This window comes from Acidovorax sp. 106 (assembly GCF_003663825.1).
Classification (GTDB): domain Bacteria; phylum Pseudomonadota; class Gammaproteobacteria; order Burkholderiales; family Burkholderiaceae_C; genus Acidovorax.
This window is the reverse complement of sequence record NZ_RCCC01000001.1, coordinates 3,844,368-3,868,708: the sequence shown is the minus strand read 5'-3', so window position 1 is coordinate 3,868,708 and position 24,341 is coordinate 3,844,368. Positions and strand designations below refer to the sequence as shown.

At 62.5% G+C, this 24,341-nt stretch carries 24 protein-coding genes; 18 read left to right on the top strand and 6 right to left on the bottom strand.

Annotated features, from left to right (window positions below; all coding sequences use genetic code 11):
• Nucleotides 1–275 precede the first annotated feature (275 nt).
• The 8 genes from ribBA (at nt 276) to tolA (ending at nt 6,471) form a co-directional block, all read left to right on the top strand.
• A complete protein-coding gene (gene ribBA, locus C8C98_RS17115) occupies nt 276–1,397 on the top strand; it encodes a bifunctional 3,4-dihydroxy-2-butanone-4-phosphate synthase/GTP cyclohydrolase II (protein ID WP_121455266.1) in 1,122 nt (373 codons plus the stop codon).
• A 2-nt stretch (nt 1,398–1,399) separates the two neighbouring features.
• The gene (gene ribH, locus C8C98_RS17110; protein WP_099655181.1) at nt 1,400–1,864 is read left to right on the top strand and encodes a 6,7-dimethyl-8-ribityllumazine synthase; all 465 of its coding nucleotides are present in this window, start codon (nt 1,400–1,402) and stop codon (nt 1,862–1,864) included.
• Nucleotides 1,861–2,448 (top strand): transcription antitermination factor NusB, encoded by a 588-nt coding sequence (nusB, locus tag C8C98_RS17105; protein WP_121455265.1) that lies wholly within the window; start codon nt 1,861–1,863, stop codon nt 2,446–2,448. Before ribH ends, nusB begins: the two co-directional genes overlap by 4 nt.
• A 167-nt stretch (nt 2,449–2,615) precedes the next feature.
• A complete protein-coding gene (locus C8C98_RS17100) occupies nt 2,616–3,800 on the top strand; it encodes a pyridoxal phosphate-dependent aminotransferase (RefSeq protein WP_121455264.1) in 1,185 nt (394 codons plus the stop codon).
• A 20-nt stretch (nt 3,801–3,820) separates the two neighbouring features.
• The gene (gene ybgC / locus C8C98_RS17095) at nt 3,821–4,237 is read left to right on the top strand and encodes a tol-pal system-associated acyl-CoA thioesterase (protein ID WP_099655178.1); all 417 of its coding nucleotides are present in this window, start codon (nt 3,821–3,823) and stop codon (nt 4,235–4,237) included.
• Nucleotides 4,234–4,938 carry a protein TolQ gene (tolQ, locus tag C8C98_RS17090; RefSeq protein WP_121455263.1) on the top strand — a complete coding sequence of 235 codons (705 nt, stop codon included), beginning with the start codon at nt 4,234–4,236 and terminating at the stop codon, nt 4,936–4,938. Before ybgC ends, tolQ begins: the two co-directional genes overlap by 4 nt.
• A 9-nt stretch (nt 4,939–4,947) precedes the next feature.
• Entirely contained in the window at nt 4,948–5,370 is a 423-nt protein-coding gene (locus tag C8C98_RS17085) for a biopolymer transporter ExbD (protein WP_121455262.1), read from the top strand.
• Between the two features lie 24 nt (nt 5,371–5,394).
• Nucleotides 5,395–6,471, top strand: coding sequence for a cell envelope integrity protein TolA (gene tolA, locus C8C98_RS17080; protein WP_121455261.1), 1,077 nt, complete (start codon nt 5,395–5,397; stop codon nt 6,469–6,471).
• 104 nt (nt 6,472–6,575) lie between these two features.
• On the opposite strand, the gene C8C98_RS17075 is transcribed toward tolA, so the two are convergent.
• Nucleotides 6,576–6,977: a hypothetical protein gene (locus C8C98_RS17075; protein ID WP_121455260.1), complete on the bottom strand. Its 402-nt coding sequence runs from the start codon at nt 6,975–6,977 to the stop codon at nt 6,576–6,578.
• A gap of 135 nt (nt 6,978–7,112) precedes the next feature.
• Between C8C98_RS17075 and C8C98_RS17070 the strand changes: the two genes are divergently transcribed.
• Nucleotides 7,113–7,964 carry a helix-turn-helix transcriptional regulator gene (locus tag C8C98_RS17070; RefSeq protein ID WP_199726607.1) on the top strand — a complete coding sequence of 284 codons (852 nt, stop codon included), beginning with the start codon at nt 7,113–7,115 and terminating at the stop codon, nt 7,962–7,964.
• A gap of 100 nt (nt 7,965–8,064) precedes the next feature.
• On the opposite strand, the gene C8C98_RS17065 is transcribed toward C8C98_RS17070, so the two are convergent.
• From C8C98_RS17065 to C8C98_RS17045, 5 genes are all read right to left on the bottom strand, one after another.
• Nucleotides 8,065–10,623: an ankyrin repeat domain-containing protein gene (locus tag C8C98_RS17065; protein WP_121455258.1), complete on the bottom strand. Its 2,559-nt coding sequence runs from the start codon at nt 10,621–10,623 to the stop codon at nt 8,065–8,067.
• 145 nt (nt 10,624–10,768) lie between these two features.
• Complete coding sequence (gene acnB / locus C8C98_RS17060; RefSeq protein WP_099655170.1) at nt 10,769–13,360, bottom strand: bifunctional aconitate hydratase 2/2-methylisocitrate dehydratase; 2,592 nt, start codon at nt 13,358–13,360, stop codon at nt 10,769–10,771.
• A 128-nt stretch (nt 13,361–13,488) separates the two neighbouring features.
• A complete protein-coding gene (locus C8C98_RS17055; RefSeq protein WP_099655169.1) occupies nt 13,489–14,124 on the bottom strand; it encodes a hypothetical protein in 636 nt (211 codons plus the stop codon).
• Nucleotides 14,125–14,152: 28 nt separating this feature from the next.
• Complete coding sequence (locus C8C98_RS17050; protein WP_370450417.1) at nt 14,153–15,046, bottom strand: CoA ester lyase; 894 nt, start codon at nt 15,044–15,046, stop codon at nt 14,153–14,155.
• A 194-nt stretch (nt 15,047–15,240) separates the two neighbouring features.
• Entirely contained in the window at nt 15,241–16,227 is a 987-nt protein-coding gene (locus tag C8C98_RS17045; protein ID WP_121455256.1) for a malate dehydrogenase, read from the bottom strand.
• A 202-nt stretch (nt 16,228–16,429) separates the two neighbouring features.
• Between C8C98_RS17045 and C8C98_RS17040 the strand changes: the two genes are divergently transcribed.
• The 9 genes from C8C98_RS17040 (at nt 16,430) to C8C98_RS17000 (ending at nt 24,293) form a co-directional block, all read left to right on the top strand.
• The gene (locus C8C98_RS17040) at nt 16,430–17,218 is read left to right on the top strand and encodes a GntR family transcriptional regulator (RefSeq protein ID WP_121456338.1); all 789 of its coding nucleotides are present in this window, start codon (nt 16,430–16,432) and stop codon (nt 17,216–17,218) included.
• Between the two features lie 134 nt (nt 17,219–17,352).
• Nucleotides 17,353–17,787, top strand: coding sequence for a succinate dehydrogenase, cytochrome b556 subunit (gene sdhC / locus C8C98_RS17035; protein ID WP_099655166.1), 435 nt, complete (start codon nt 17,353–17,355; stop codon nt 17,785–17,787).
• A gap of 63 nt (nt 17,788–17,850) precedes the next feature.
• Complete coding sequence (gene sdhD, locus C8C98_RS17030) at nt 17,851–18,216, top strand: succinate dehydrogenase, hydrophobic membrane anchor protein (RefSeq protein WP_099655165.1); 366 nt, start codon at nt 17,851–17,853, stop codon at nt 18,214–18,216.
• Nucleotides 18,217–18,238: 22 nt separating this feature from the next.
• Nucleotides 18,239–20,047 (top strand): succinate dehydrogenase flavoprotein subunit, encoded by a 1,809-nt coding sequence (sdhA, locus tag C8C98_RS17025; protein WP_121455255.1) that lies wholly within the window; start codon nt 18,239–18,241, stop codon nt 20,045–20,047.
• A gap of 25 nt (nt 20,048–20,072) precedes the next feature.
• Complete coding sequence (locus tag C8C98_RS17020) at nt 20,073–20,777, top strand: succinate dehydrogenase iron-sulfur subunit (RefSeq protein WP_121455254.1); 705 nt, start codon at nt 20,073–20,075, stop codon at nt 20,775–20,777.
• Nucleotides 20,778–20,796: 19 nt separating this feature from the next.
• Nucleotides 20,797–21,117: a succinate dehydrogenase assembly factor 2 gene (locus tag C8C98_RS17015; RefSeq protein ID WP_121455253.1), complete on the top strand. Its 321-nt coding sequence runs from the start codon at nt 20,797–20,799 to the stop codon at nt 21,115–21,117.
• Between the two features lie 56 nt (nt 21,118–21,173).
• Nucleotides 21,174–22,484, top strand: a complete 1,311-nt coding sequence (locus C8C98_RS17010) for a citrate synthase (RefSeq protein ID WP_121455252.1) — start codon at nt 21,174–21,176, stop codon at nt 22,482–22,484.
• A 275-nt stretch (nt 22,485–22,759) separates the two neighbouring features.
• Nucleotides 22,760–23,026: a metal/formaldehyde-sensitive transcriptional repressor gene (locus tag C8C98_RS17005; protein ID WP_099655160.1), complete on the top strand. Its 267-nt coding sequence runs from the start codon at nt 22,760–22,762 to the stop codon at nt 23,024–23,026.
• Between the two features lie 151 nt (nt 23,027–23,177).
• Nucleotides 23,178–24,293: an S-(hydroxymethyl)glutathione dehydrogenase/class III alcohol dehydrogenase gene (locus C8C98_RS17000; protein ID WP_121455251.1), complete on the top strand. Its 1,116-nt coding sequence runs from the start codon at nt 23,178–23,180 to the stop codon at nt 24,291–24,293.
• The last annotated feature ends 48 nt before the right edge of the window (nt 24,294–24,341 follow it).

The window sequence follows — 24,341 nt, the reverse complement described above, 5'->3', positions numbered from 1 at the left end:
CGCCCGCCGACACACAACGGCAGCGAGCCACCCCGGGCAACGGCACATTCTGAATATGGATATGCAGGCCATTGATGCTGCACACGGCCCGCGCCCTTTGGCTGAACTAAAATAGCCAGCTTTGTGGGAGGCTGCACGCTTGGCCTCCCCCCGTGCGGCAGCGCCGCATCGCATGTTCTTTGGGTGGTTTTGGGGGTGTGCAACGCCCCGGCCAATGAGGGGCATGCGGTTTGCGCTGCACAACCCTGCTGCGGCCCTAACGAAAGCCCTCTCCCATGAACACCCCCCTGACCCCAGTGTCCATCTCGCCGGTGGAAGACATCGTGGCCGACATGCGCGCCGGGCGCATCGTCATCTTGGTGGACGAAGAAGACCGTGAAAACGAAGGCGACCTGGTGCTGGCGGCCGACCATGTCACGCCCGAAGCCATCAACTTCATGGCCCGCTTTGGCCGTGGCCTGATCTGCCTGACGCTCACCCGCGAACGCTGCGAATTTCTGAAGTTGCCGCCCATGGCTGCGCGCAACGGCACCGTCTACAGCACCGCATTCACCGTGTCGATTGAAGCGGCCGAAGGCGTCACCACGGGCATCTCGGCAGCCGATCGCGCACGCACCGTGCAGGTGGCGGTAGACCGCAAGAGCCAGCCTGCCGACCTGGTGCAGCCAGGCCACATCTTTCCGCTGCAAGCGGTGGATGGCGGCGTGCTCATGCGCGCTGGCCACACCGAAGCGGGCTGCGACCTGGCCGCCATGGCAGGCTGCAGCCCCGCCTCGGTCATCTGCGAGATCATGAAAGACGACGGCACCATGGCCCGTCTGCCGGACCTGCAGCTGTTTGCAGCAGAGCACGGCCTGAAGATTGGCACCATCGCCGATCTGATCGAATACCGCAGCCGCAACGAGTCACTGGTGGAGAAGGTCGGCAGCCGCGAGCTAACCACCGCCTACGGCACGTTCACAGCCCATGCTTTCCGCGACAAGCCCAGCCAAGCCGTGCACTTGGCACTGGTAATGGGCGAATGGACACCCGACGATGTGGTGCCTGTGCGTGTGCACGAGCCGCTGTCGGTGTTTGACGCGCTGGAGGTCAACCGCTCCATGCACTCATGGGGCCTGGACACCAGCCTGCAATACCTGGCCAAGCAAGGCAAAGGCGTGGCCGTGCTGCTGAACTGCGGCGAAACCGCTGGGCAATTGCTGGCCCAATTTGAGGGCACGGCCCGTGCCTCTCAAGCGCCCGAGCGCGGCCGCATGGACCTGCGCACCTACGGCGTGGGCGCGCAGATTCTGCGCGACTGCGGCGTGCACAAAATGGCCCTCATGGGCCAACCCCGCCGCATGCCGAGCATGGCAGGCTACGGGCTCGAAATCACAGGCTTCATCCCCAAGGAATAAACATGTTTGGCGCAGAAAAAGGAACCTCGGACCGCCTGGACGGCAAGAAGCTGCACATCGGCATCGTGCAGGCCCGGTTCAACGAGGGCATCACCAACACCTTGGCCGCCGCTTGCCTGGCCGAGCTCAAAGCCCTGGGCGTGCCCGAGAAGAACATCACCCACGTGCAAGTGCCCGGCGCCCTGGAAGTGCCCGTGGCACTGCAAGCCATGGCCGAGAGCGACAACTTTGACGCGCTGATTGCCCTGGGCTGCATCATCCGTGGTGAGACCTACCACTTTGAACTGGTGGCCAACGAATCTGGCGCGGGCGTGACCCGCCTGTCACTGGATTACCAAATCCCCATTGCAAACGCCATCATCACCACCGAAAACCTGGAGCAAGCCATCGCCCGCCAATCCGAAAAAGGCACCGATGCCGCCCGCGTTGCGGTAGAGATGGCCAACCTGCTGGACGACCTGTCATGACTGAAAACACCCCCTCGTCCCATACACGCCCCCCCAAGCAATCGCGCACCGGGCTCAAGGCCAACGGCACGCGCAAGGCCGCGTCCAAATCCAACCGTAGCCGCGCCCGCGAATTTGCCCTGCAGGCGCTGTACCAGCACATCGTGGGCCGCAACGATGCGGCGGCGATCGACTCGTTCACGCGCGACCTGGCGGGCTTTCACAAGGCCGATGCCGCCCACTACAACGCCGTGCTGCACGGCTGCATCAACACGGCGCAAGACCTGGACGCGCTGATCACCCCGCTGCTGGACCGCAAGCTGGGCGAGATCTCGCCCATCGAGCGCGCCTGCATGTGGATTGGCGTGTATGAGTTCCAGCACTGCATGGACGTGCCCTGGCGCGTGGTGCTCAACGAGTGCATCGAGTTGGCCAAAGAGTTTGGCGGCACCGACGGGCACAAGTATGTGAACGCTGTGCTCAACGGCCTGGCCCCACGCCTGCGTGCAGCCGAAGTGGCTTCGGACAAGTCGTCCGAGAAAGCCCAAGGTAAGCCTGCTGCGGACAGCACCGCAGCCCCCGAGGCCGACGCCGACGGCCAGTGAGCCCCCTCCTGCGGAGCTTGCCGCGACGCAGGACCCCTCACACAAAGCACAACGGGGCACGCCCGCGCTGGCTGGGCGGCAAATGCCGCACCTGGCTGGCGCCAGCCCACCACCCCGCCCTTTTTTGAGCCCCACCCGCACCCACGCGGGCCGCAGGACCTCTCTCCATGAAGTTTTCCGCACGCGCAGAGCGCATTGAACCGTTTTACGTGATGGAAGTGGCCAAAGCCGCGCAGGCCCTGGCCCGCGAGGTGGCAGGCACGCGCGAGCCGATGATCTTCCTGAACATTGGCGAGCCCGACTTCACCGCGCCCCCCCTGGTGCAAGAGGCCGCCGCCAAGGCGGTGCGCGATGGTGCTACGCAATACACCAACGCACTGGGCCTGGACGCCCTGCGCGAACGCATCAGCGGTTGGTACCAAAGCCGCTTTGGGGTGCAGGTGCCAGCCCGCCGTATTGTGGTGACGGCCGGGGCATCGGCAGCGCTGCACCTGGCCTGCCTGGCGCTGATCGAAAAAGGGGACGAGATCCTCATGCCCGACCCCAGCTACCCCTGCAACCGCCACTTTGTCAGTGCGGCCGAAGGCAAGGCCGTGCTGCTGCCCACCACGGCGGCAGAGCGCTACCAGCTCAGCAGCGACAAGGTGCGCGCGGCCTGGACCGAAAAAACACGGGGCGTCTTGCTGGCGTCGCCCTCCAACCCCACCGGCACCTCCATTGCGCGGGGCGAGTTGCAGCGCATCCACGAGGTGGTGCAGGGCCATGGAGGCATCACGATGATCGACGAGATCTACCTGGGCCTGTCGTACGAGGAAGAGTTTGGCCACACCGCGCTGGCCATTGACGAGAGCATCATCAGCATCAACAGCTTCAGCAAATACTTCAATATGACCGGCTGGCGCCTGGGCTGGATGGTGGTGCCCGAGGCCATGGTGCCCGTGGTGGAGCGGCTGGCGCAAAACCTGTTCATCTGCGCCAGCACCGTCTCGCAAATGGCCGCACTGGCATGCTTTGAGGCCGAAAGCATCGCCGAGTACGAGCGCCGCCGCGCCGAGTTCAAAGCACGGCGCGACTACTTCATCCCTGCGCTGCAATCGCTGGGCTTGCAAGTGCCTGTGATGCCCGACGGCGCCTTCTATGCGTGGGCAGACTGCACCGATGCGGCGCAGCGCCTGGGCGTGACTGGGAGCTGGGATTTCGCGTTTGAAGTGATGCGCCGCGCGCACGTTGCCATCACCCCGGGCCGCGACTTTGGCAGCCACGAACCCGAGCGCTTTGTGCGCTTTTCCACGGCCAACTCCATGGCGCAGCTGCAAGAGTCGGTGGCGCGCCTGCGCACGCTGCTGGCCTAGCGCGGTTTGAAAGCACACGCATGGCCTTTGAGTTTCCGATTCGCATCTATTGGGAAGACACCGATGCCGGTGGCATCGTGTTCTACGCCAACTACCTCAAGTTTTTTGAGCGCGCCCGCACCGAGTGGCTGCGCTCGTTGGGCATTGGTCAGCACACATTGCGGGAACAAACCGGCGGCATGTTTGTCGTAACCGACGCGCAGCTGCGTTACCTGCGGCCCGCGCGGCTCGACGATGAACTCATTGTTACCGCCAGCCTGCAGGACAAGGGGCGTGCATCGCTGACAATATTGCAGCAAGCGCTCCTGAAACCAGAGCACATGACCGAAGCCAAGCCCACGTTACTGAGCGAAGGCACCATCCGCATAGGCTGGGTGGACGCCGCAACGATGCGCCCCGCAAGAATACCGAGCCCCCTTCTGGAACAACTTTCATGAACCATCAAAACATGTCCATCTTGAACCTGGTGCTGCAGGCCAGCTGGGTGGTGCAGCTGGTGATGTTGCTGCTGCTGACCGTGTCGATCGCCAGCTGGGCCGCCATCTTCCGCAAGCTGATTTCCTTGAAGCGCGTGAAGTCGCTCAACGAAGACTTTGAACGCGACTTCTGGTCAGGCACCAGCCTGAATGATTTGTTTGCGAGCGCCGCGCAGAACGCCAAGAACGCAGGCCCCATGGAGCGCATTTTTGCCAGCGGCATGCGCGAATACCAAAAACTGCGCGAGCGCCGCATCACCGATGCCGGCACCTTGCTGGACGGCGCCCGCCGCGCCATGCGTGCCAGCCTGCAGCGCGAGATGGATGTGGTCGAATCCAGCCTGTCCTTCCTGGCATCGGTCGGCTCTGTGTCGCCTTACGTGGGTCTGTTTGGCACCGTGTGGGGCATCATGCACGCCTTCACGGGCTTTGCGGGCATGGAGCAGGTCACCCTGGCCACCGTCGCCCCCGGCATTGCCGAAGCGCTGGTGGCCACCGCCATCGGGCTGTTTTCGGCCATTCCGGCCGTGATCGCCTACAACCGCTTTGCGCGCGACATTGACCGCGTGTCCACACACCTGGAGACCTTCATCGAAGAGTTCTCCAACATCCTGCAGCGCAATCTGGGCGCACAGCCTTCGCAATCGGCCTCTGGCCATTAAGGAGCCCGCATGCCCGCCATGGCGTCTCGCGGCAAAGGCCGTCGCACCATCAATGAAATCAACATGGTGCCGTTCATCGACGTGATGCTGGTGTTGCTCATCATCTTCATGGTGACGGCGCCCATGCTCACCCCCGGCATGATCGATGTGCCCAGTGTGGGCAAAGGCAAGAACGTGCCCAAGGTGGTGGCACAGGTCATCGTGAACAAGGACGGATCGCTGCAGCTCAAAACCCCCGAGGCCACCCGCACCGTGACCCAGCGCGAAGTGGGCGACGCCGCCCTGCGCTGGCAAAAAGACCAGAGCAAGGACACAGCAGTGCTCATCACCGCAGAAAAAGGCGTGCAGTACGAAGCCGTAGTGAAAGCACTGGATGCTTTGCGAAGTGCAGGTGTGCAACGCGTGGGTCTCTCCGTCAAACAGGGCGGCTGACACCGCTGCGCTACCAGGCCATCCATGCACGCTCACGACGAACGCGACCAGTTTTCTCCGCCCCGTCCACCAGGGCGCCTGCGCGCAGTGGCCATGGCCGTGCTGGTGCACGCCGCACTGATGGGCGCCCTGACCCTGGGCGTGGACTGGAAGACCACAGTAGACCAACCGGCGGTAGAAGCCGAGCTGTGGTCCGCTGTTCCGCAGCAGGCGGCCCAGGCAGACAGTACGCCCCCGCCGCCACCTGAGCCTCCTTCGCCGCCCGAGCCACCGCCACGGCCGGTGCCTGCGCCCCCTCCTCCACCCCCACCGCCCCCGCAGCCCCGCGCGCAGGACAAGCCTGACACGCGCGAGGCAGACATCGCCATCGAGCGCGAGAAGAAGCGGCTGGAGCAGGAAAAGCGCGAGCGCGCCGAGCAGCAAGAGCGCGACAAACGCGAACGCGAGCGCCGCGAAAAGCTGGAAGCCGAAAAGAAGGAACGCCTGGAGCAAGAGCGCAAGGAGCGCCTGCAAAAGGAAAAAGACAAAGAGCGTGAAAAGGAACGCGAGAAAGAACGCGAGCTGAAAGAAAAGCAGGCCGAGCAAAAGCGTGCCGAGCTGAAAAAGCAGGCCGACGAAAAACGCAAGGCGGAAGAAGCGGACGCCAAACGCAAGGCCGAGGCGGAGTCGGATGCCAAGCGCAAATCAGAAGCCGATGCAAAGCGCCGCGCCGATGCGCAGGCCAAAGAAATGGCAGCACAGCGCGAAGCCAACTTGCGCCGCATGCAAGGCTTGGCCGGTGCTACCGGCGGTGAAAACGCCACCGGCAAGGACAAGGTGTCTTCGGGCCCATCGGGCAGCTATGGCGGCAAGGTCGCGGCCAAGATCAAGCCCAACATCGTGTATCCCGATGCGATTTCTGGCAATCCACGTGCGGTGGTGGAAGTACGCGCCGCGCCAGATGGAACCATCGTCAGCAAAAAGCTGATCCAGTCCAGCGGCAATAAGTCCTGGGACGAGGCGGTACTGCGCGCATTGGAAAAGACCGAAACACTGCCGCGTGACACAGACGGAAGGGTGCCATCTGGGCCACTGGAAATCGGATTCCGTCCACAGGACTGAGAAACCGCCTGGACTCTCCAACCGCGCCCACCCGGTCACCAAGTGACCGAGTGACCGGATGGGGAGCAGGGCCTCAGCCATTGCAGAGCGCCCCAGTACGCAAATCACACCGCAGCGCGAGGCTTGGGCACGCTAGAGCCCGCCCACTCCAGCTCGGCCAGCACCAGCACCACCAGCCCCTGCAATACGACCCAAACCTGCCCCAGCGGGGTCAGGGCCATGCCGGAACCCCAGACGAGCCAGGCACTGGCGGCCACCCAGGCGAAGTTGCCAAGCGCCAGCAAGCGCACCCCCGTGGATGGCAACTGCGGGCGCGACGCCAACCAGGCCGCCAGCGAAGCAGCCGCCAGCACGATCAGCGCAGCCAGTTGCAACACGTAGGCCGGGATACCCATCCACGGAGCGATGAGCGCACTGCCCAGCCCATGGCTCAGGCACATACCGAAGCCAGAGGCGGCATCCAGCCACAACACGCGGCGCAGGGTAGAAGAACGAATCGTGAACATAAGGGACTCCTGTGAACCAAGTAGTAGGAGCCCCATGTTCCGCAGCATCGGTCATGGCGTCGATGACCTGGGAGGTCATGGGACTGCAGGCATTGGGGGTGGTGTGGCGAAACGAACCTGCTCACAATCACGGCCATGGCATCCGACACACACCCTTCCAAAGCAGCCACATCCGCCGCAACCCGGCGGATGGCCGTGGGCGATCATCTGCGCCAGTGGCGCCAGCGCAGGCGCCTGAGCCAGCAAGAGCTGGCCGATGACGCCGCCCTTTCGCCACGCCACCTGAGCTGCGTAGAGACGGGCAAAGCCAGCCCCAGCCGCGAGCTGGTGCTGCGCCTGTGTGAGCGGCTGGCCGTCCCCCTGCGCGAGCGCAACGCCTGGCTGGTGGCGGCGGGCTACGCACCCATGTACCGCCAGCAGCCGCTCGACGACCCGTCCATGCACGCCGCCCGACAGGCCGTACAACACCTGCTCGACCGTCACGCCCCCTGGCCCGCCGTGGCGTTTGACCGGCACTGGAACATGGTGCTGGCCAACCGCATGGTGCAACCCTTGCTCGGAGGGGTGGACCCTTCCCTGCTGCAAGCCCCCGTCAACCTGCTGCGGGTGAGCCTGCATCCCCAGGGGTTGGCCCCGCGCATCGTCAACCTGAACCAATGGCGCGAGCACCTGTTCGCACGCCTGCAGCAGCAACTGCACAACACCTTCGACGCATCACTGCAAGCCCTGCTCACCGAGTTGCAAAGCTACCCCGGCCAGCCAGATGAGCAAGCCCACCACTTAGCGGGAGAGCATCTGGGGGTGTTGATGCCGTTTCTCATCCAGTCCCCCTGGGGCGTTCTGAACCTGATCAGCACCACCACAGTGTTCGGATCTCCCACGGATATCACCTTGCAGGAGCTGGCGTTGGAGACGTTTTTCCCTGGCGACGAGGCCACGGCGCAGATCCTGCACACCCTGGCGGCACAGACCAAGTCACACGCTTAAAACTGATAAAAAACCGCCTCTAGCGCTTATAAACAAAGCGCAAGCAGCTATAACTTTAATAGCAAATCACCAGCCAAAGTGGCGTGGAAAGACGCAACACTCACGTTCCCGCAGGCTGCCGTTTCAATAACCATTGCTCAGTCTCCTGCTGCTGTCGAAAGCGGGCCCAATCCAGCACATTCTTGCCGTGCGGGTCGCGGCCCCACAGGTCCACGCGCTGTTGTTCCAACCATTCCAGCACGGGGATGCGGCCTTTGGCGGCCGCCAGCATGGCGGGTGTCTCGCCCCGGCTGGCGGGAGCAGGCTCGGTCAAGGATTGCCCTTGTTCTTTCAGCCAATCGAGGCACGGCACGCAGCCGCTTTGCGCTGCCATATGCACGGGGCCCCAGTCCCACCGGTTACGCGCCTGCAGGCTGGCCCCAGCCTGCACCAGGCGCTGCGCCACCGCCAGATGCCCGCCATAAAAAGCCCGCAACAGGGCGGTGTCGCCCCGCTCACTGTCTTTGGCCGTCTGCCGCAGATCGGGCTGGGCCCCAGCCTGCAGCAGTGCTTCGACATGCGCCAATTGCCCCCGGTGGGCGGCCAGCATCAACACGGAGGAACCCGTGTCTGCCAACAGATTGGGGTTGGCGCCATCGCGCAATGCCTGCGCCACCCCGCTGGCATCGCCCGCATTCTGGGCATCCATCAGGCGGGCATCTGCAGGTGCCCAAATGCGCGATGACGCCACCTTGGTGGGGTCTTGCGGCACGGCGTCCCGCCCCGCCCCAAGCACCGCACGCCCGCCATGGGCCCACCACACAAGCAAGCCAAAGGCCAAGAGCCATGCCCAACCACCCCAGGCTGGGCGTGAATGTGCTGCCACCTGGGGCCGCTGCGCCCCCGGCGTGAAGCGTCCCCTCCGGTCCAGCCAGGCACGGGCCACAGCCTGCCCCACGGCTTGCGCTGCAGCGTCGCCGTTCAGCCCTGGGGTCAGCTTTTCCTGATGCCCTGACACATCCTTGCCCAACACCGCGTGGTAGGCCTGAGCCCCCGCCGTGAACTGCAGCTTGTGCACCAGCGCCTGGCTGGATTCGCCTGGCAACAGCGCAACGCGGGACCAGATCCAGGAGCCGCGACGCACCACCAGCCCATCGTCCTGCACCCGCAGCGTCCAGCGCCGGGTGGCGGCATGCAGAGCCCAGGCAGGCAAAGCCAACCAAGCCAACCAACCCCCAAATCCCCGCGGCATCACCAATGCGCCGGGCTGGATGCGGTCGTTCACCCACCACTCCAGCGCCAACAAAGCCAGGGCCACAGCCGCTGACCAGCGCCACGCGGTCTGCTCGAATGCGAGCGACCAGGCATCCGGCGTCTCCGTCAAACGCACGCCAGGGGGAAGAAAGCGCGGTAACTCAGCGGGCTCCACCATGCCCGACGAACCCAAGGTCTGAGGGACGAGGTCTTGCCCAAAGGCAGGTGGCTCGATGGGGACTTCTTGCGACCACTGCGCCCGCCTGTCAAAGCGGTCTGCCACAGATGCGGCTTCCGTCCATGAAGGTGCAGCGGCCTCTACCGGCAAGTCATACGCCAGTTCCAACGTGCCCTCAGCGCGCACCAGCTCCAGCCGCCAGTCCACCCGCTCACCACCGCGCCGCGCACCATGGGTGGGGGCATCCTCGGGCAGCTCAAAACGCGCGACCAGGCGCATACCGCCCTCACCCGTCGGCTGGCGCCGCGCCGTGGCCTCCAGCACCTCCACCCGGCGCTCGGGCGAGCCTGAGCTGGACTCGTCCACACGGTAATGCGCCACTTGCATGCGCAGGCCATCAGCCCCCGCCTGCTGTCCGGCCCGCGCAGGCAGCACCAGCGTGATTTCGACCGGGCGCCCTGCGATGGGCCGCGATGGCAAGGCCGTCATGCCCATCCCTTGATAGCGCCAAGCCTTGCGACTGTTCTGCCAAGCAGCCCCCGCCAGCCCCACACCGATCACGACAAAGATACCCAGGAAGCCCTTGACCCACCAGGGCACGTTGCCATCCGACCAGAACAATGCAGCCATGGGGAAAGCGATGCCACACCAGAACACAGCGAAAAACCACAACGCCCCCTGCCCCTTGGCCAAGGAATGGCGCGGTTCAAGGTCCTGCACATCTTCCTTGGGGCGCCACAGGATGCGCAGGAACATCCATGCGGCCGTCACTCCAACGGCGGTGAACACCAGGGCAAACGGAAGTCGAAAAATTTGCAGCCGCCAGCGAATGCTTCGATCCAGCAGTGCCTGGGCCGGAGCCTGTGGATTGACCCAGGCGGTGACAGGTTCACCCCGCTCCTGCGCCTGGCGCAGGGTTCGGTGCCACTGCGCCTGCCAGTCGCCCACGTTGTCTGCGCCGGGGCGCAGGTCCAGCCCCACGCGTTGCCCTTCGTAAGCTTGCCCAGCCACCGTGTAGCGGTAACGGGCCTGCACCTGGTAGGTGGTGCCGCCTTCGCTGCCTGGGTGCTGCTTCAGTTGCACATCCAGCACTTGGGCTGGCACGGGCTGCCAGTCGCGCACGGTCCATGCCGCCAGCGCGGTTTCGGCCAAAGGCCGCAGCCCCGCCCAGTACCCACCGGCACCAAACGCCACGGCAAAGATGGCGCAGAAAACCAGCAAAACCCCTCGTCCCATTGTGTTGTCCATGCTTGCCTCCTTTTTGTTGTTGTTATGGATGTCTTGTTTTGGGCTCCAGCATAGTGACGAATTCGTGACGACTGCATGACACCCAAGGCAGGGCAAAAAAAAGCGGCCCCGAAGGGCCGCTTGTGTTGCGCAAAGAACGCAAGGATCAGGCGGTCACGCCCTTGGCAGTTTCTGCGTACTCTTCGATCTGGTCGAAGTTCAGGTACTTGTAGATCGAAGCACCATCCTTGTTCACGATGCCCATGGCGTCGTGGTACTCGGCCACCGTGGGGATCTTGCCCAGCTTGGACGCGATGGCGGCCAGCTCAGCCGAGGCCAGGAACACGTTGGTGTTCTTGCCCAGGCGGTTGGGGAAGTTGCGGGTGGAGGTAGACACCACCGTAGCGCCTTCGCGCACCTGTGCCTGGTTGCCCATGCACAGCGAGCAGCCGGGCATTTCGGTACGGGCACCGGCGGCGCCAAAGTTGGCGTAGTGGCCTTCCTTGATCAGCTCGCTTTCGTCCATCTTGGTCGGTGGTGCCACCCACAGCTTGACGGGGATGTCACGGCTGCCGCCGAGCAGCTTGGCTGCAGCGCGGAAGTGACCGATGTTGGTCATGCAAGAACCGATGAAGGCTTCGTCGATCTTGGTACCAGCCACATCGGACAGGGTCTTGGCATCATCAGGGTCGTTCGGGCAGCACAGGATGGGTTCCTTGATGTCGGCCAGATCGATCTCGATGACGGCAGCGTATTCGGCATCCTTGTCGGCTTCGAGCAGGTTGGGGTTGGCCAACCAGGCTTCCACCTTTTCGATACGGCGCTGCAGTGTGCGTGCGTCGGCGTAGCCGTCGGCAATCATGTTCTTCATCAGCACGACGTTGCTGGTGAGGTATTCCTTGACGGGCGCTGGGTTGAGCTTGATGGTGCAACCGGCAGCAGAACGCTCTGCGGATGCGTCAGACAGCTCAAACGCTTGCTCGACCTTCAGGTCTGGCAGGCCTTCGATTTCAAGGATGCGACCGGAGAAGACGTTCTTCTTGCCAGCCTTGGCCACCGTGAGCAGACCCGCCTTGATGGCATACAGCGGAATGGCGTGCACGAGGTCGCGCAGCGTCACGCCAGGCTGCATTTCGCCCTTGAAACGCACCAGCACCGATTCGGGCATGTCCAGGGGCATCACGCCCGTCGCAGCACCAAACGCCACCAGACCGGAGCCAGCAGGGAACGAAATGCCGATGGGGAAGCGGGTGTGCGAGTCGCCACCAGTGCCGACCGTGTCAGGCAACAGCAGGCGGTTGAGCCAGCTGTGGATCACGCCATCACCAGGACGCAGGGCCACGCCGCCACGGTTGCTGATGAACGCGGGCAGTTCGCGGTGGGTCTTCACGTCCACAGGCTTGGGGTAAGCCGCAGTGTGGCAGAACGATTGCATGACCAGATCGGCCGAGAAGCCCAGGCAGGCCAGGTCCTTCAGCTCGTCGCGGGTCATGGGGCCGGTGGTGTCTTGCGAGCCCACGGTGGTCATCTTGGGTTCGCAGTACGTGCCGGGGCGCACGCCCTGGCCTTCTGGCAAGCCCACGGCACGGCCCACCATCTTCTGCGCCAGCGTGAAGCCTGCGGTCGTTGCCACAGGCGCTGTTGGCAGACGGAACAGTGCGGAAACGGGCAGGCCCAGGAATTCGCGGGCCTTGGCGGTCAGCGAACGCCCGATGATCAGGTTGATACGGCCGCCAGCGCGCACTTCGTCAAACAGCACGTCGCTCTTGAGCTTGAACTCCACCACGGTCTCGCCGTTCTTCACGATCTTGCCGTCGTAGGGGAGGATGTCGACCACGTCGCCCATTTCGAGCTTGGACACATCCACTTCGATGGGCAGGGAGCCAGAGTCTTCTTGCGTATTGAAGAAGATGGGGGCGATCTTGCCACCCAGCGTCACGCCACCAAAGCGCTTGTTGGGCACAAAAGGAATGTCTTGGCCCGTGGCCCAGATCACGCTGTTGGTGGCCGACTTGCGGCTGGAGCCCGTGCCCACCACGTCGCCCACATAGGCCACGAGGTGGCCCTTCTTCTTGAGGTCTTCGATGAACTGCATCGGGCCGCGCTTGCCATCTTCTTCAGGCTTGAACGCCGCGCCTTCGCGGGTGTTCTTGAGCATGGCCAGATAGTGCAGCGGAATGTCGGGGCGGCTCCAGGCGTCTGGCGCGGGCGACAGGTCGTCGGTGTTGGTTTCACCGGGCACCTTGAACACGGTGACGGTGATCTTCTTTTCGACTTCAGGGCGGGTGGTGAACCACTCGGCATCGGCCCAGCTCTTGATGACTTCCTGCGCCTTGGCATTGCCAGCCTTGGCTTTGGTGGCCACATCATTGAAGAAGTCGAACATCAGCAGGGTCTTCTTCAGACCTTCAGCGGCCACACCCGCCACTTCAGCATCGTCCAGCAATTCAATCAGCGGGTGCACGTTGTAGCCACCGACCATGGTGCCCAGCAACTCTGTGGCCTTGGCCTTGGAGATCAGGCCCACCTTGATGTCGCCGTGTGCCACAGCGGCCAAAAAACTGGCCTTGACTTTGGCAGCATCGTCCACGCCGGGCGGTACGCGGTGGGTCAGCAAATCGAGCAAAAAGGCGTCTTCACCGGCAGGTGGGTTCTTGATCAGCTCGATCAGTTCAGCAACCTGCTTGGCTTCCAGGGGCAGCGGGGGAATGCCCAGGGCGGCGCGCTCGGCTACGTGGTCACGGTAGGCTTTCAACATGGTTTTCTCCGGTTGTTTTCTAAAGTGGGGCGATGGCGGGCCTGCCCTTTCAGGCAATCGGCACCGACGTTTTTAAGGCAGTGTCTTGTGCTGGCAAACCAGACGGCAAGAGGCACTGCCAGGATGATTTACTTGCTGCCCTTGGGCGCGTCGAACACGCTGGGTGGCGGCGTCTTCTTGATGGCTTCGGCGACCACGACCTGCTCAGGGCTCATGCATTCGTCAGCCATGCGCTGGCCCAGCTTCTGGTTCATGAGCATGGACTTGTTGGCAATCTGCAGCCACACAGCACCGGCCTTCTGGTCTTCCAAGCGCACGGCCCCCGTGCTGGTCGCCACTGGGGTCATGCGGTACTTGAAGCCTTTGCCTTCCACATGGAAATAGCCTGGCGTGGCAGCGTCTGCAGAGATATTGACCACAGCACCCAATTCACAGGGGATACGGCCCACATGCACGCGCTCGGCAATGGCCAGTTCTTCGGGCGACAGGGCTGCCTCCGCAGCAATGATGCCGGTCGCAACCTGGTTGGCAGCGCTCTTGAGCTGGGTGCGGCTGCTGGTTTGCTGCGCCTTGGCGACCGTGGTCTTGTTGGCGGGCGCGCTGGCATTGCCACTGGCCTTGGCGGCAGGGGCTGGCTTGGCCTTTGCCGGCGCATCCTGCTTGGCGGATGCGGTCTTGGAAGCGGGCTGGGCCGCCGTAGTGGCCTGCGCCATCACCCATGCGGGAGCAAGCAGCATGACTGCAGAAGCGATCAGAGTTTTCATGGCGTCGTGGGTCCTGTGGAATGTCAGGCTAAAAAGAAGAGTTCAATGCGCAAGCATCAAACCAGTGACTGACGGCGGGAGGCAGCGAGACACCTGTGCGGTGCGCGCGCTCCAGCAATTGCCAGTAAAAACGGTAGCTGGCCCGGTCATGCAACACCCCGCCATGGCTGATGGGTGCCCACTGCGCGGTTTCAGCCGCCAACAAAATCTGCGATGCCGCCTGCACCTCATCCATCGCGGGCGCGAAGGCACGCAAGATGGGCCGAATCTGCGACGGGTGAATGCTCCACATGCGGGTGTAGCCCAGCTCCTGCGATGCCTGTGTAGCGGCGGCTTGCATTGCAGCTGGGTCGGTGAACTCGGTCACTACGCAATGCGAAGGCACTTTGCCATAGGCATGGCAAGCAGCGGCAATTTCAAGCTTGGCCCGCACCACCAGCGGATGGGCAAATTGCCCCCGTGACGTCATGGCATGGGCAGGGATCGCGCCACCGTGGGCCGACACAAAATCCATCAAGCCAAAGCTGAGGCTCTGTACCCGGGGGTGGGCCGCAATGTCAAAAGCATGCTTTACGGCCAAAGGGGATTCGATCAGTGCGTGCAAAGGAAGGCCTGGGGCGCCTGCACGCTCCAGAGCCCGGTCCGCCGCCAACACGTCGTCTAGGGACTCGACCTTGGGCAGCATCACATGACATAAGCGACCAGCCGCCAAATCCACAATGGTGGCCACATCGTTGGCAAAAGCGGGGTGGCTGGCTGCGTGCACCCGGGCAGCAACACGGGCGCCCGCAGGGGCCTGCGCGGCCAACCCGCCCACCAGGCGGGCGTGCTCGGCCTCGAGTCCTACCGGCGCGCCATCCTCGCAATCGAGGGTGACATCCACCACGCAGGTGCCAAATTCTTGGGTCAGTTCGGCTTGCATCTGCAAGCTTTTGCGCATGCGCGCCTCAACCCCGCTGTAGTGGTCGCAAACGGGCAACAAGCCCGTTTGCGCCTGCGCACCCAACAGCAGGCTGCGAGGAGGTACCTGTGCCCGCCCTGCCCCGCCCGCTGGGGCAGCGGAGGTCGCAAGACCCGAGGACTCAGAAGGGGCAGACACGGATACCACAGGCAGATTTACAGCAGGTGCTTGACGCCGTCTTGCTCGCCTTGCAGCTCAGCCAGCGTGATATTGATGCGCTCTTGCGAGAAGGCATCGATTTCCAGACCTTCAACGACCTTGTATTCGCCGTTTTCGCAAGTCACAGGGAAGCCGAACATCGTGTCCTTGGGAATGCCGTATTGGCCGTCCGAAGGAATACCCATGGTGACCCACTTGCCATTGGTGCCCAGGGCCCAGTCGCGCATGTGGTCGATGGCCGCATTGGCAGCCGAAGCAGCCGAAGACAGGCCGCGGGCTTCGATGATGGCGGCACCACGCTTGCCCACGGTGGGCAAGAAGGTGTTGGCGTTCCATTCCTGGTCGTTGATGGTCTTGGCAACGCTTTCGCCGTTGATGGTGGCAAAACGGTAGTCGGCATACATCGTGGGCGAGTGATTGCCCCAGACGGTCAACTTTTCGATGTCAGCCACAGCCTTGCCGGTCTTGGCTGCGATCTGGCTGGCAGCGCGGTTGTGGTCCAGGCGCAGCATGGCCGTGAAGTTCTTGCGTGGCAGATCCGGGGCCGACTTCATGGCGATGTAGGCGTTGGTGTTAGCGGGGTTACCCACCACGAGCACCTTCACGTTGCGCGAAGCCACGGCATTCAGGGCCTTGCCTTGTGCGGTGAAGATGGCACCGTTGACGGCCAGCAGTTCGGCGCGTTCCATGCCAGGGCCGCGTGGACGCGAGCCAACCAGCAAAGCGTAGTCAGCGTCCTTGAATGCAGTCATGGGGTCGCTGTGGGCGGTCATACCCACCAGCAGGGGGAATGCGCAATCGTCCAACTCCATCATCACGCCCTTGAGCGCCTTTTGGGGGCCGTCGGCAGGCACTTCCAGCAATTGCAGGATGACGGGCTGGTCTTTGCCGAGCATTTCGCCAGAGGCGATGCGGAACAGCAGTGCGTAACCGATTTGACCAGCGGCGCCTGTAACGGCAACACGGACGGGCTTCTTGCTCATGGTGAAAACTCCAGGAAGTGACAAAAACAGGTAAAGGTGCAACGCAAGCACCAGCGCCTGTTACCAGCAGCCCGTGCCCCGCAAACAGCCTTGGAGTTTACCCCTGTTTCATGGCCTCGGTCAATTTGTCTTATGTCTTATATAAGATATGATTGCGCAGCTTCAAATTGCCCTCCTGCCCCACAGCCCCACGACCAGCGCCATGTCTTCGCTCCCGTTCGCCGCCGACAATCCAACCACGCCGCAAAGCGCCACCGGACTGTCAACGCCTGCGTTCAGCCCGCTGTACCAACAAATCAAAGGGCTCATCCTGCAAAGCCTGCAGCAAGGTGAGTGGAAGCCCGGCGAAGCCATCCCCAGCGAGATGGAGTTGGCGGCGCGCTTTCGGGTGAGCCAGGGCACGGTCCGCAAGGCCATTGATGAGCTGGCCGCTGAAAATCTGGTCATGCGCCGCCAAGGCAAAGGCACTTTTGTGGCAACGCATGCCGAGCAGCACGTGCAGTACCGGTTCCTGAAACTACTGCCCGACACCGGAGACGCCAGCGTAGAAGGCCCCGCCCAGCGCAACATCATCGACTGCCGCAGGGTGCGCGCCTCTGCCGAAATTGCCCGCACATTGGCGCTGCGCAGCGGCGACGCGGTGATACAGGCCAAGCGCATTTTGTCGTTTGCCGGGGTTCCCACCATTTTGGAAGACATCTGGCTGCCAGGCCATGCCTTCAAGGGCCTGACGGGCGAACAGATGGCGAACTACCAAGGCCCCACTTACGCCATGTTTGAAATTGATTTTGGCGTGCGCATGGTGCGCGCCGAAGAAAAGATCCGAGCCGTTTTGCCCGATGCAGAGCAAGCCGCCCTGCTACATGTGACGACCGGCACACCCTTGCTCAGCGTGGAGCGCATCGCCTACACCTACAACGATGTTCCGATGGAGTTACGCCGCGGTTTGTACCTCACAGACACACACCACTACCGTAACGAACTGAGCTGACAGCAGGCTGGCACCTGAGCACAAAGGTCAAAAATTGAACCCGACACAGCGCTGCGGTTGTTGCATTGCAATAGAATTTTGCGTTGTTTGCATCTTCAAATTACAGAGCAGTTACATCCACGAAAGCACCAGACATGACCGAACTAGCCAAAAAACGGCCTGAATTCCGCAACATCAATGCCTTCAAGGACCTGACGACCTACCGCATGGCGCCAGCAGCATGGGTTTCCATTCTGCACCGCGCCAGCGGGGTGATCATGTTCCTTTTACTGCCTTTCATCCTCTGGATGTTTGACACGTCTCTGTCATCTGAAATCTCTTTCGCCAAATTCAAGGCGGCCTTCAATGTAGGTTTGTATTTTGTTCCCGGCTGGTTCGTCAAGCTGGTGGCACTGGCACTGATCTGGGCCTACCTGCACCACTTCATCGCTGGCCTTCGCCATTTGCTGATGGATGTGAACCATGCAGCGGTCACCAAGGAATTCGGCAAGTCATCCGCCGTATTCACCTTGGCCGTGAGCATTGGTTTGGCTTTGGTGCTTGGCGCCAAGCTGTTCGGCCTGTACTGATTCAAACAACAAGGCAAGTGCAGCACCTGGCAGCACCGCCCCACCCCCAAAGAGGAAACTGATATGTCCGTCAATTACGGCTCCAAGCGCACCGTCGTCGGTGCCCATTACGGCCTGCGCGACTGGCTGAGCCAGCGCGTCACCGCCGCCCTCATGGCATTGTTCACCATTGTGGTTCTGGTTCAACTCGTGGCCTCCAAGGGCCCGATTGGCTACGACCTGTGGGCTGGCATTTTTTCCGCCCAGTGGATGAAGGTTCTGACCTTCTCCGTGATCGTGGCCATGGCATGGCACGTGTGGGTGGGTGTCCGCGACATCTTCATGGACTACATCCAGCCCGTGGGCCTGCGCCTGGCCCTGCAAGTTTTCACCATTGTCTGGCTCGTCAGCTGCGCTGGCTGGGGCATCCAGGTTCTGTGGCGTCTCTGATTCCCGCGATTGAAGGTACAAAATGAGCTATACAAAAGCCAACATCACCACGCGCAAGTTTGACGTAGTCATCGTCGGCGCAGGCGGCTCGGGCATGCGCGCCGCGCTGGAGCTGTCTCGCGCAGGCCTGAACGTGGCCTCGCTGTCCAAGGTCTTCCCCACCCGCTCGCACACCGTGGCAGCCCAAGGCGGCGTGTCTGCCTCGCTGGGCAACATGAGCGAAGACAACTGGCACTATCACTTCTACGACACCATCAAGGGCTCTGACTGGCTGGGCGACCAGGATGCCATCGAGTTCATGTGCCGCGAAGCCCCCAAGGTGGTGTACGAGCTGGAACACTTCGGTATGCCGTTCGACCGCAACCCCGATGGCACCATCTACCAGCGCCCCTTCGGCGGCCACACCGCCAACTACGGCGAAAAGCCTGTGCAACGCGCCTGCGCTGCAGCCGACCGCACTGGCCACGCCATGTTGCACACGCTGTACCAGCAAAACGTCAAGGCCAAGACCAACTTCTTCGTGGAGTGGATGGCCCTGGACCTGATCCGCGACGAAGCCGGCGACGTGGTCGGCGTGACCGCACTGGAAATGGAAACCGGCGATCTGCACATCCTGCAAGCCAAGACGGTGCTGCTGGCCACTGGCGGTGCGGGCCGCATCTTCGGCGCGTCCACCAACGCTTTCATCAACACCGGTGACGGCTTGGGCATGGCTGCACGGGCTGGCATCGCCTTGCAAGACATGGAGTTCTGGCAGTTCCACCCCACCGGCGTGGCCGGCGCTGGCGTGCTGCTGACCGAAGGCTGCCGAGGCGAAGGTGCCATTTTGCTCAACAGCAATGGTGAACGCTTCATGGAGCGCTACGCTCCCACCCTGAAGGACTTGGCCCCTCGCGATTTCGTGTCGCGCTGCATGGACCAGGAAATCAAGGAAGGCCGTGGCTGTGGTCCCAACAAGGACTACATCCTGCTCAAGCTCGACCACCTGGGTGCCGAAACCATCCACAAGCGCCTGCCTTCGGTGTACGAAATCGGCGTCAACTTCGCCAACGTGGACATCACCAAGGAACCCATCCCCGTGGTTCCCACCATCCACTACCAGATGGGCGGCGTGCCCACCAACATCCATGGCCAGGTCGTGGAACAAAAGGATGGCATCAACAACTCCGTGATCAACGGTCTGTACGCGGTGGGTGAATGCGCCTGCGTGAGCGTGCACGGCGCCAACCGCCTGGGCACCAACTCGCTGTTGGACCTGCTGGTGTTTGGCAAGGCCGCTGGCCGCCACATCGTCGAGTTCAACAACAAGAATAAAGAGCACAAGGCCCTGCCAGCGAACGCGGCAGACCGCACGCTGGAGCGTTTGAACCAACTGGAAAGCTCTACGGGTGGCACCTACTCGCAAGCCGTGGCAGGCGATATCCGCGCCACGATGCAGCAACATGCTGGCGTGTTCCGCACCCAGGCCAGCATGGACGAAGGCGTCCAAAAAATCGCCGAACTGCGCGCCCGCGTGTCCAGTGTCACGCTGCAAGACAAGTCCAAGGTGTTCAACACGGCCCGCATCGAAGCCCTCGAAGTGGACAACCTGATCGAAGTGGCCCAGGCCACCATGGTGTCTGCCGCAGCCCGCAAGGAATGCCGTGGCGCCCACACCGTGTACGACTACGAGCACCCTGCCGACCACGCAGAGTTCCCTCTGGGCCGTAACGACAAGGAGTGGATGAAGCACACCCTGTGGTACAGCGAAGGTAACCGTCTGGATTACAAGCCGGTCAACCTCAAGCCCCTGACAGTGGACAGCATTCCACCCAAGGTCCGGACGTTCTAAACAGTAGCCCCACGAGAGCAGAATCATGAAGCGCACATTCCAAATCTATCGCTACGATCCGGACAAGGACGCCAAGCCCTACATGCAAACCATCGAGATCGAACTCGACGGCCACGAACGCATGCTGCTGGATGCCCTGGTCAAGCTCAAGGAGCAAGACCCCACTCTGTCGTTCCGTCGCTCCTGCCGCGAAGGTGTTTGCGGCTCCGACGCCATGAACATCAATGGCAAGAACGGCCTGGCTTGCCTGACGAACATGAACACCCTCAAGGGCACGATTGTTCTGAAGCCCCTGCCCGGCCTGCCTGTGATCCGCGACCTGATCGTGGACATGACGCAGTTCTTCAAGCAATACAACTCGATCAAGCCCTACTTGATCAACGACAGCCTGACGGCACCAGACCGCGAGCGCCTGCAAAGCCCTGAAGAGCGCGAAGAGCTCAACGGCCTGTACGAGTGCATTCTGTGTGCCAGCTGCTCCACCAGCTGCCCCAGCTTCTGGTGGAACCCCGACAAGTTCGTGGGCCCAGCAGGCCTGCTGCAAGCCTATCGCTTCATTGCCGACAGCCGCGACGAAGCCACAGGCCAGCGCCTGGACAACCTGGAAGACCCCTACCGTCTGTTCCGTTGCCACACCATCATGAATTGCGTGGACGTTTGCCCCAAGGGACTGAACCCCACCAAGGCGATTGGCAAGATCAAGGAACTGATGGTGCGCCGCGCTGTCTGATCTTTTCAGAGCACACACCATGAGCGACACCGTCATCACTGCGCCCACCGCTGCCTCCGAGCGGCTGAGCGAACGCGAACTGAGCAAGCTGCACTGGCGCTGCCGGCGCGGTTTGCTGGAGAACGATCTGTTCATTCAGCAGTTCTTCAAACGCTTTGAGCCCGAGCTGACACAGCGGCACGCGCAAGGGCTGACGGCGCTCATGGATCTGGCGGACAACGATCTGCTGGACTTGGTGCTCTGCCGACGCGAACCAGACGAGACACTGGCCAGCGCAGAAGTGAACGAAGTACTCAGCATGCTGCGCTCCAGCGGCGGCACCCCTGCCCTGCGGGCCTGACAAACGCAGGGCGCCCCTAGACCGGATTGACATCGGCAAACCTAAGGAAAGTAACAATGAAGCTAGCTGACAACAAAGCCACCCTGTCGTTCAGTAACGGCAGCCCCAGCGTGGACCTGCCGGTCTATCAGGGCAACATCGGTCCGGACGTCATCGACATCCGTAAGCTGTATGCGCAAACGGGCATGTTCACCTATGACCCAGGCTTCCTGTCCACAGCCGCTACGCAATCCGCCATCACCTACATCGATGGCGACAAGGGTGAGCTGCTGTACCGTGGCTACCCCATTGAGCAGTTGGCCGTGAACTGCGACTTTCTGGAAACCTGCCACCTGCTGCTGTACGGAAACCTGCCCAACGAAGCCCAGAAGAAGGACTTCACCAGCCGCGTGACCAACCACACCATGGTCAACGAGCAGATGCAGTTCTTCCTGCGTGGCTTCCGCCGTGACGCACACCCCATGGCTGTGCTGACCGGTCTGGTGGGTGGTTTGTCGGCCTTCTACCACGACAGCACCGACATCAACAACCCAGAGCACCGCGAAATCGCCGCGATCCGCCTGATCGCCAAGATGCCCACGCTGGTGTCCATGGCTTACAAGTACAGCGTCGGCCAGCCTTACATCTATCCTCGCAACGACCTGAGCTACGCTGGCAACTTCATGCGCATGATGTTTGCCACGCCTTGCGAAGAGTACAAGGTCAACCCCGTGCTCGAACGCGCACTGGACCGCATCTTCATCCTGCACGCTGACCACGAGCAAAACGCTTCGACATCGACCGTGCGCCTGTGCGGCTCGTCGGGCACCAACCCGTTCGCGGCCATCGCAGCGGGCGTAGCCTGCCTGTGGGGCCCTGCCCACGGCGGTGCCAACGAAGCCTGCCTGAACATGCTGGAAGACATCCAGCGCAACGGTGGCGTAGCCAAGGTCGGCGAGTTCATGGAGAAGGTCAAGGACAAGAACTCTGGCGTGAAGCTGATGGGTTTTGGCCACCGCGTTTACAAGAACTACGACCCCCGTGCCAAGCTGATGCAGGAAACCTGCAACGAAGTGCTGCAGGAACTGGGCCTGGAAAACGATCCTCTGTTCAAGCTGGCCAAGGAGCTGGAAAAGATTGCGCTGGAAGACGACTACTTCGTGTCGCGCAAGCTGTACCCCAACGTGGACTTCTACTCGGGCATCGTGCAGCGCGCCATCGGTATCCCCGTCTCGCTGTTCACCGCCATCTTCGCGCTGGCACGCACCGTGGGCTGGATTGCCCAACTGAACGAAATGATTGGCGACCCCGAGTACAAGATCGGCCGCCCACGCCAGCTGTTCACCGGCTCCGAACGCCGCGACGTGCAGCCTATCGGCAAGCGCTGATCGGCACATCCCCTGCGTGGCCCCGCCCGCAGGCAGCACACAAAGCCCACAGGCCCAGCCTGTGGGCTTTTTGCTTTTCGGGAGGTATTCGGGGGGCCGATCTTCTGAGATCAGCCCTCACTCAGCCTGGGCGTGCTACGCATCTACAGCGCTCGACAAACAATACTCCCCCCTAGTAGCCTATTTTTTAAACCCCTAGCGCTTACCAGTATTGCACTAGCGTTTTATACTACCCTCCAGTACACCACCAGTAACGCTCAACTGCCGCATCCCACATGCCCCATTCAGCAGAAGACAAGCAGCGCGCGATCACCCGCCTGCGCCGCATCAAAGGTCAGGCCGAAGCGCTGGAGCGCGCCGTGGAGGCGGGCAGCGATTGCGCGCCCATCCTGCAGCAACTGGCCGCCATGCGCGGTGCCGTGCACGGCCTGATGGCCGACCTGCTCGACGGGCATGTGCGCGAGGTGCTGTCTGAAAAGCCCGCCCCCTCCCAACCGGCGGTGGACGAAACCCTCGCCCTGCTGCGTTCCTATTTGAAATGACACCTGTGGGTCGCCTTTTGAGCGAGGAGCCCTTTCTCCGCGTCACCGCACCTGCACGCGCCAGGGTTAAAACGCAGCAGTAGGCAGGCCCAATGCCCCCCCGATCAACGCCTTTTTTATTTTCACCCCACCTTTTGCCAAGGAGCCCCCCATGAAATCCCGCGCCGCCGTCGCCTTCAAAGCCGGAGAACCTCTGCAGATCGTCGAAATCGACGTGGCCTCCCCTAAGAAGGGTGAGGTGCTCATCAAGATCACCGACACCGGTGTCTGCCACACCGACGCCTTCACCCTCAGCGGTGACGACCCCGAGGGCCTGTTCCCCGTGGTGCTGGGCCATGAAGGCGCGGGCATCGTGGTGGAAGTGGGCGAAGGCGTGACCAGCGTGAAACCCGGCGACCACGTCATCCCGCTGTACACCGCCGAATGCGGTGAGTGCCTGTTCTGCAAGAGCGGTAAGACCAACCTGTGCGTGGCCGTGCGAGCCACACAGGGCAAGGGCGTCATGCCCGACGGCACCACGCGCTTTAGCTACAACGGCAAGCCCATCTACCACTACATGGGCTGCAGCACCTTCAGCGAATACACCGTGGTGGCCGAGGTCTCGCTCGCCAAGGTCAACCCCAACGCCAACCCCGAACAGGTCTGCCTGCTGGGCTGCGGCGTGACCACCGGCCTGGGTGCGGTGAAGAACACCGCCAAGGTGCAAGAGGGCGATACCGTGGCCGTATTCGGCCTGGGCGGCATTGGCCTGGCTGTGATCCAGGGGGCAAAAATAGCCAAGGCGGGGCGCATCATCGCGGTGGACACCAACCCCTCCAAATTCGACCTGGCACGCACCTTCGGCGCCACCGACTGCGTGAACCCCAAGGACTTTGACAAGCCGATCCAGCAAGTCATCGTCGAGATGACGACCTGGGGCGTGGACCACAGCTTTGAGTGCATTGGCAACGTGAACGTGATGCGCGCCGCGCTGGAATGCGCGCACCGTGGCTGGGGCCAGAGCGTGATCATCGGCGTGGCGGGCGCGGGGCAAGAGATCAGCACCCGCCCCTTCCAGCTCGTCACCGGCCGCAAGTGGCTGGGCACGGCGTTTGGCGGCGTCAAAGGCCGCAGCGAGCTGCCCGGCATGGTGGAAGACGCGATGGCAGGCAAGATCCAGCTGGAGCCCTTTGTGACCCACACCATGGGCCTCAAGGACATCAACGAAGCGTTTGATTTGATGCACGAAGGCAAGTCGATCCGGTCCGTGGTCAAGTACGCGGCCTGACACCCACTATCAAAACAGAAGCACATTGCGCTTGTTTGGCGGCGCTTG

What these genes read in the sequence shown, in the direction of transcription:
- C8C98_RS17070 (WP_199726607.1), top strand. Translation starts at nt 7,113, where the DNA reads ATGGCATCCGACACACACCCTTCCAAAGCAGCCACATCCGCCGCAACC.
- C8C98_RS17100 (WP_121455264.1), top strand. Translation starts at nt 2,616, where the DNA reads ATGAAGTTTTCCGCACGCGCAGAGCGCATTGAACCGTTTTACGTGATG.
- C8C98_RS17020 (WP_121455254.1), top strand. Translation starts at nt 20,073, where the DNA reads ATGAAGCGCACATTCCAAATCTATCGCTACGATCCGGACAAGGACGCC.
- ybgC (WP_099655178.1), top strand. Translation starts at nt 3,821, where the DNA reads ATGGCCTTTGAGTTTCCGATTCGCATCTATTGGGAAGACACCGATGCC.
- tolQ (WP_121455263.1), top strand. Translation starts at nt 4,234, where the DNA reads ATGAACCATCAAAACATGTCCATCTTGAACCTGGTGCTGCAGGCCAGC.
- C8C98_RS17040 (WP_121456338.1), top strand. Translation starts at nt 16,430, where the DNA reads ATGTCTTCGCTCCCGTTCGCCGCCGACAATCCAACCACGCCGCAAAGC.
- tolA (WP_121455261.1), top strand. Translation starts at nt 5,395, where the DNA reads ATGCACGCTCACGACGAACGCGACCAGTTTTCTCCGCCCCGTCCACCA.
- C8C98_RS17000 (WP_121455251.1), top strand. Translation starts at nt 23,178, where the DNA reads ATGAAATCCCGCGCCGCCGTCGCCTTCAAAGCCGGAGAACCTCTGCAG.
- C8C98_RS17050 (WP_370450417.1), bottom strand. Translation starts at nt 15,046, where the DNA reads ATGCAAGCCGAACTGACCCAAGAATTTGGCACCTGCGTGGTGGATGTC.
- C8C98_RS17045 (WP_121455256.1), bottom strand. Translation starts at nt 16,227, where the DNA reads ATGAGCAAGAAGCCCGTCCGTGTTGCCGTTACAGGCGCCGCTGGTCAA.
- C8C98_RS17075 (WP_121455260.1), bottom strand. Translation starts at nt 6,977, where the DNA reads ATGTTCACGATTCGTTCTTCTACCCTGCGCCGCGTGTTGTGGCTGGAT.
- C8C98_RS17055 (WP_099655169.1), bottom strand. Translation starts at nt 14,124, where the DNA reads ATGAAAACTCTGATCGCTTCTGCAGTCATGCTGCTTGCTCCCGCATGG.
- sdhD (WP_099655165.1), top strand. Translation starts at nt 17,851, where the DNA reads ATGTCCGTCAATTACGGCTCCAAGCGCACCGTCGTCGGTGCCCATTAC.
- acnB (WP_099655170.1), bottom strand. Translation starts at nt 13,360, where the DNA reads ATGTTGAAAGCCTACCGTGACCACGTAGCCGAGCGCGCCGCCCTGGGC.
- nusB (WP_121455265.1), top strand. Translation starts at nt 1,861, where the DNA reads ATGACTGAAAACACCCCCTCGTCCCATACACGCCCCCCCAAGCAATCG.
- sdhC (WP_099655166.1), top strand. Translation starts at nt 17,353, where the DNA reads ATGACCGAACTAGCCAAAAAACGGCCTGAATTCCGCAACATCAATGCC.
- C8C98_RS17005 (WP_099655160.1), top strand. Translation starts at nt 22,760, where the DNA reads ATGCCCCATTCAGCAGAAGACAAGCAGCGCGCGATCACCCGCCTGCGC.
- C8C98_RS17010 (WP_121455252.1), top strand. Translation starts at nt 21,174, where the DNA reads ATGAAGCTAGCTGACAACAAAGCCACCCTGTCGTTCAGTAACGGCAGC.
- ribBA (WP_121455266.1), top strand. Translation starts at nt 276, where the DNA reads ATGAACACCCCCCTGACCCCAGTGTCCATCTCGCCGGTGGAAGACATC.
- C8C98_RS17085 (WP_121455262.1), top strand. Translation starts at nt 4,948, where the DNA reads ATGCCCGCCATGGCGTCTCGCGGCAAAGGCCGTCGCACCATCAATGAA.
- ribH (WP_099655181.1), top strand. Translation starts at nt 1,400, where the DNA reads ATGTTTGGCGCAGAAAAAGGAACCTCGGACCGCCTGGACGGCAAGAAG.
- C8C98_RS17065 (WP_121455258.1), bottom strand. Translation starts at nt 10,623, where the DNA reads ATGGACAACACAATGGGACGAGGGGTTTTGCTGGTTTTCTGCGCCATC.
- C8C98_RS17015 (WP_121455253.1), top strand. Translation starts at nt 20,797, where the DNA reads ATGAGCGACACCGTCATCACTGCGCCCACCGCTGCCTCCGAGCGGCTG.
- sdhA (WP_121455255.1), top strand. Translation starts at nt 18,239, where the DNA reads ATGAGCTATACAAAAGCCAACATCACCACGCGCAAGTTTGACGTAGTC.